Source organism: Flavobacterium sp. UBA4854, assembly GCF_002399805.1.
Lineage (GTDB): Bacteria > Bacteroidota > Bacteroidia > Flavobacteriales > Flavobacteriaceae > Flavobacterium > Flavobacterium ginsengisoli.
Genome location: NZ_DHEI01000132.1, coordinates 1 through 6,542 on the forward strand (window position 1 = coordinate 1; position 6,542 = coordinate 6,542).

The 6,542-nt window shown below is 34.8% G+C and carries 3 protein-coding genes; all 3 read right to left on the minus strand.

The window, feature by feature from the left end; translation table 11 throughout:
• A partial coding sequence (gene nagB / locus B3J44_RS19030; RefSeq protein ID WP_286970616.1) for a glucosamine-6-phosphate deaminase occupies nt 1-1,652 on the minus strand: 1,652 nt, incomplete at its 3' end.
• A gap of 109 nt (nt 1,653-1,761) precedes the next feature.
• On the minus strand, nt 1,762-3,339 hold the full coding sequence (locus tag B3J44_RS19035; RefSeq protein WP_286970618.1) for a RagB/SusD family nutrient uptake outer membrane protein: 1,578 nt from the start codon (nt 3,337-3,339) through the stop codon (nt 1,762-1,764).
• 10 nt (nt 3,340-3,349) lie between these two features.
• Nucleotides 3,350-6,397 carry a SusC/RagA family TonB-linked outer membrane protein gene (locus B3J44_RS19040; RefSeq protein WP_286970626.1) on the minus strand — a complete coding sequence of 1,016 codons (3,048 nt, stop codon included), beginning with the start codon at nt 6,395-6,397 and terminating at the stop codon, nt 3,350-3,352.
• Between the last annotated feature and the right edge of the window lie 145 nt (nt 6,398-6,542).

The following is a 6,542-nucleotide window of genomic DNA, read 5'->3' on the forward strand; positions in this document are numbered from 1 at the left end:
GGTTCTGGTTTAAGCTCTTTTAAAGCCGCAAAAATGGCATTTAAACAAACCTCATGTGTTCCGTGCGGATCTGCAAGATCTCCAGCAGCAAAAACCTGATGCGGTTTTATTTTTGCAATAATGTCTTTTACAATAGCAATATCTTCTGGTCCTAGCGGATTCTTTTTAACCTGTCCTGTTTCGTAAAAAGGAAGATCCAAAAAGTGCGTATTCTCATCTTTCAATCCGATGTATCTTGTTGCTCCGTAAGATTCTCTTCGTCTTATAAGTCCTTTTAATTTTCGAACTTCCAAAGAATCGATTTGATTTTCAGATTTGTTATTTAAAAACTCGATAACCGATTTGAAATTGATATCAGCTTGACCTTCTCCGATAAAATCACTAGCAACTTCTGCAAATTTTAACGCCTCATCATCTGAAACGGCAATATTTCCTGAAGTTTGGTACACCACATGAACATCGTGTCCTTGTTTGATTAATTTTGAAAATGTTCCTCCCATAGAAATCACATCATCATCAGGGTGCGGACTAAAAAGGATTACTCTCTTTTTTGCCGGATTTGCCCTTTCTGGACGAAATGAATCATCTGTGTTTGGTTTTCCTCCTGGCCATCCGGTAATAGTGTGCTGTAAAATATTAAACATATTAATGTTCATATCATACGCAGAACCTTCTTGGGCCAATAGGTCAGACATTCCGTTATTGTTATAATCACGGTCTGTCAATTTTAAAATAGACTGTTTTGTTTTTTGGCAAAGCCAAACAATCGCTTTACTTTTTAATTCAGGTGTCCAAAGGCATTCACCAACTAACCAAGGCGTTTTGAAACGGGTTAATTCTGACGCTGCCGACTGATCTAAAACAAAAGTTGCATTTGGATGATTTTGTAAAAATGTAGCTGGAACTTCTGAACTGATATCGCCTTGAATTGTTCTTTTGATAATATCTGCTTTATTCTGTCCCCAAGCCATCAAAACAATACGTTTTGATCTCAGAATAGTTGAAACTCCCATTGTTATGGCACGTTTCGGCACATTGTCTATACCATTAAAAGCAGATGAAGCATCGACTCTTGTGATATGATCTAAGGTAATAATTCTTGTTCCTGAATTGATGTGCGAACCAGGCTCGTTAAATCCAACATGACCCGTTCTACCAATTCCAAGCAATTGAAAATCAAGACCACCCGCATTTTTAATATTCATTTCATAATCAATACAGTATTGATTGATTTCCTCAATTGCTACAGTACCATCAGGAATATTAATATTTTCAGGTTTTATATCAATATGTTTAAAAAGATGCTCGTGCATGAAATAATGATAGCTCTGATTATTCTCTTTAGTCATTGGATAATATTCATCCAAATTAAAAGTGATTACATTGCTAAAACTAAGTCCTTCTTCTCTGTGCATTCTCACTAGTTCCTCATAAACTTTGATCGGAGAAGAACCTGTTGCCAGACCTAAAACACAAGGTTTATTTTTTTCTTGCTTAGATCTAATTAGCTGCGCAATTTCCTGCGCTACAATTACAGAAGCTTCAATAGAACTTTTGAAAATTTCGTTATGAATTTTCTCAAAACGAGTTTCTTCAAATTTTCCCGCGCTTTTATAACTGATATCAGGTTTTATTTCTAAAGCACTTTTCATTTCTTTTCTTTTTTGTAGTAATTACCATCATGGTTTTAAGATATGGTATAGACAGCTTTCGCCATCTATACCACACTACTAACCAAACTTAATATTCTTGTTTTTTCTTTTAGAAGTTAGGAGCGTTAACATCCCACCAAGTTCTGGTGCCTCCGTTATCAGGTCCTCCAAGTTTTGCAATACCTGTTTTAAGACCTTCTGGGTTTCCATCTTTTTCAGTAGAAACAAAGTTTATTCTTCTTACACCGTACTCAGTAGTAATTGCACCAGCACTTTGGTTGTTAAGAATTGGCAATAATTTAGGATAACCTGTTCTACGGTGTTCGGCCCAAGCTTCCATACCGTCAGGGAAATTAGCAATCCATTTTTGAGTAATGATTTTTTGTAATTTCACTTCATTGCTTGCGGTATCATCCCAAGCAACCGTTACTTTATTTACAGCTAAACCACTATTGAATGGAGCAACTGGATCTACATAATCTTTAGCTACTTTTACATTATCTGCAATATAATCAGCAGCACCACCCACAGAAAGCTGCTGAAAAGAAGCCGTAATACCTGCTTTGTAGAAAGTTTCGGCGTCACCCCCCATATTCCAACCTCTTAAAGCTCCTTCAGCTCTCAAAAAGTAAATTTCAGAAACATTTAACCAAACTACTTGTTTGTCTTCGTCTATTATTTTACCAAAATTTGAAAACTTTATGTGTTTTGATTTGTCGCCAAGAATACCACCTGTACGAATTCCTTTATACTCTCCGGGAAATTGTTCTGATGTTTTAAAATAAACACTTATTCTAGGATCGTTGTAACCTCCCATGATAGACTCCATATCTGCAGACATACGGCTATCGTTATATTCGTAAGCAGCAACTCTTAAAGGGTGTTGGGAAACATCTTTATTTAAAACAAAGCTATCTGAAACGGTTGTCATTACACCAAATTTTTGACTAATTGCTTTTTCTGCTTCTGTTTTAGCTAATGTTGGATTTGCTTTTACAATACGCATTGCCAATCTTAAACGCAATGAGTTTGCATACATAACCCATTTTGCGTAATCTCCTTTATAGTTAGAACGATCTATTTTTGTAAAAGAACTTTTCTCACCTGCATCAATTCTTTTAGTTAATTCAGCAACAGCAAAATCTAAATCTTTAAACATTAAAGCATAAGCTTCTTCTTGAGAATCATATCCAATTGCAGCATCTGTAGTACCTAATTTAGAATATACAATTGGTCCCCATGAATCTGCTGCTTTATGTAAAGTCTGCACTTTTACAATAGTTGCCAAAGCATAAAACTCATCATATTTTCCTTTAGAAGCAGCTTCAACTTTTAAGTAACTTGCCATAACCTGAGTGTAAATGGCTTCCCATCCCCAAAGGTTCCAGTTGTCAGAAAGTGCATAAGAAAGGTTATTATTACCGTCAAAACCTGGTGCTGTAGTATATCCACCCCAAGTGTTACCCGATAAATCAATAGCCACCTGATACTTCCACCCTGGCACATTTACCATCACGTTGTCAAACATCGTAGTAAAAGGTCCTTTAATATGATTAAAGTCTTGCGTTAGTTCCTCTTGTGTAAAACCATCAGGATTGCTATTAATCTCGTCAAAATTACCTGTACAACCAACTAAGGCCAAAAGACCAAGACAGATTAGTGATTTTTTTATATTATTTGTTTTCATGATGTTTTAATTAGAAAGTTACATTTAAATTAAGACCAATACTTCTTGTTGATGGTAAACCATAAATATCAACTCCTTGTAAGCCCTGACCTGTACTTAAAGCAATGTTTGGATCGAATGGTGCATCTTTGTAAAAGAAGAATAAGTTTCTTGCGATTAATGATAAAGTTGCCGTATTAACAAATGGAATAGCTTTTTTGTTGAAAGTATAACCAAGTGAAACCTCTCTTAAACTTACGTTTGTAGCATCATATACATATTCCGCTGTTGCTCCATTAAGTCCCGCAACTGCAGTGTAATAGTCTTGCGCATTCATTTTTGTTACTTTTGTACCGTCAGGTAAAACTGCATTTACAGCAACACCACCCGCGTTTCTAGCATCTCCAGTTCTTTTTGAAACTCCATACCAATCATTCATAGATTCAGTAATACTCATTACATCTCCTCCAAAACGTCCATCGATCAAGAAGTTAGCAGTAAATGAACCAAATTTAAATGTGTTTGACCAACCTAACATAAAATCAGGGTTTGCGTTACCAACCTCATGAAAATCAGCTTCAATTGCTAAGTTTCCATCCTTATCTAAAACAATTTCTCCTTTGTCATTTTTAACGATACCTTTTCCTTCGATAACACCAAATGGTCTTCCTTCAGTTAAAGCATATCTGTAGTTAATATTGTTTACTGGAGTTAAAGAAATTGTTCCTCCTAATTCTTCTGGAATCGATTTAACTTTATTTCTGTTATTAGAGTAGTTTACCATAGTTTCCCAAGAGAATTTTTGTCCCTCGATTACTTTTCCGCTTACAACAAGTTCGATACCTTGGTTAGAAATACTACCTGCATTGATTCCATAGTTTGTATAACCGTAAGGATTTGTTGCAGGTGCAGGAACTTGAACATATTGGTTTTTAGTTTCAGAGTTGTAGTAAGAGATTTCAAAACCTAATCTATTGTTGAACATTCTCCACTCAGTACCAAATTCAAATTCTGATTTTAACTCTGGTTTTAATGATTCGCCTGGTCTTGGCCCTACTGAAGGAGGAATGATGTTACCTCCTTGGATAGTTGATTTTGGAGAAGTTACAAAAGCTGAAATGTCGTTACCTACTTGTGCATAAGTTCCCCTTACTTTTCCGAAGTTAATCCATTCTGGCATTGTTGCCATTTCACTAATAAGAGCCGTAACCCCTACAGATGGATAAAAATAAGATTGAGTATCTGTATTTACTAAAGTAGAAGACCAGTCGTTGCGTCCTGTAACATCAAGGTATAACATGTTTTTATATCCAAAAGTTGCAGAAGCAAATATTGATTGAACTTCTCTTGAAGAACCCGTAGCCTGAAGACTTAAGTTGTCTAAACCAGTAGCAGATCCAAAATTACCTAAAGTAAATAAGTTAGCATTAACAAGTCCTCCTACAATACCAGAATCTAACGTAGTAGCATGATTTGCTAGTGTATTGTTGATACTTGTTCCTATTATAGCATTGAAACTAAAGTTTTCATCAAAATTAGTATTGATTTTAGCAATTAAGTCTGCATAACGCTGTGTACTTAAAGTAGCAACATTAATATATCTACCATTTATATTAGACAAAGAAGTGTTTGTAGTAGCATAAATTCTTTTGTCAAAATCGTTCTCAATTCTGTTATAGCTATATCTTGCTCCAATGCTTAACCAGTTGTTTGCTTTATAATCTAAAGCAATATTTCCATTGAAGAAATTGTCTTTATCTATAGATTTATTTCTGTTAATTAACCAATAAGGGTTTTGAACATAAATGTCAGAATTTAATTCACCATAAAAGTTTTGTCCATATAAATTTCTATCAGGCATATATGTTTCAAAATTCTTTCTATAATAATCGAAATCATTTCCTCTTTGAAACAAATATACTCCTGTTAATGGGTTTGAATAAAGTCCGTTTACAGGTCTGTTATCAATTGTTTGTGTTGTATATTTTGCATCAGCAGAAACAGTCAATTTGTTATCAAAAAATTTCGCTGTCTGACGGATTCCAAAATTGTTTTTCTTTAATCCATTACCTTCAATAATTCCCGAAGCAGAAGTATTAGCATAAGAAATACTAGTAGTAGAAATATCTGTGCCTGTAGTAAATGCAGCAGAAGTGATTTGAGTAACTCCTGTATTAAAGAAATCATCAACAAACTCTTTTGAATTTACTTTTCCTCCCCATGATTTCTGCGCATCAGCTGTTCCGTACTCATATTGGAATTTTGGTAGTGAATGTACAGACTCGAAAGTAGTAACAGAAGAAATAGCTAAATTTCCTGCATTCTCTTTAACTTTTTTAGAAGACAATAAAATAACCCCATTTGCTCCTTGAGATCCATATAATACAGAAGCAGCTGCACCTTTAAGTACTGTCATACTTTCGTAATCATCAGGATTGATTAAAGACACAGTGTCTCCACCATCGCGGTTACCACCTGCTGTACTACCGAAAGAATCGTTTGGCTGGTTTGAACTTCCGTTATACAAAGGAATACCATCAATAACATAAAGTGGTTGGCTATTCATGATAGAAGAGTTACCACGAATTACAACTTTTGTAGATCCACCAGTACCTCCAGAACTTTTTGTAACAGCAACACCCGCAATTTTACCTGCAATTGTATTAATAACATTGGCATCTTTTACACGAACCAACTCATCGCCTTTAAGCTCTTGAGCTGCATAAGTCAGAGATTTTCTTGTTTTCTTAACACCTAAAGAAGTTACAACAACTTCATTTAATGCATTAGAAGATGCTGGAACCATCTTAACATTAATTGTAGCAGCATCTCCTACAACTATAGTTTGAGTTTCTAGCCCTACATAAGTAAAAACTAAACTTTGACCTTTTTGAACTTCGATAGTGTACAATCCGTCAAAATCGGTAGTTGTTCCCTTTTGACCTCCTTGTACAGCAACAGAAGCCCCTGGTAATGGCATCCCATCAGAATCTGTAATCACACCCTTGACACTTTTTACTTGAGCAAGCGAAACTTGCGCCGTAAAAACAATCATAAAGATTAAGAAAATTTTTTTCATGTTTATTTTATTTTGTTAGTTATGATGTAAAATTATTCTTAAGGCATTGTTAAAAAAAATAAATTAAACCAACAGCAACAAAATTTAAACGAACGACATAAATTATTCAATAATACGCTTTACGAAAACGTTCTAATACAAAAAA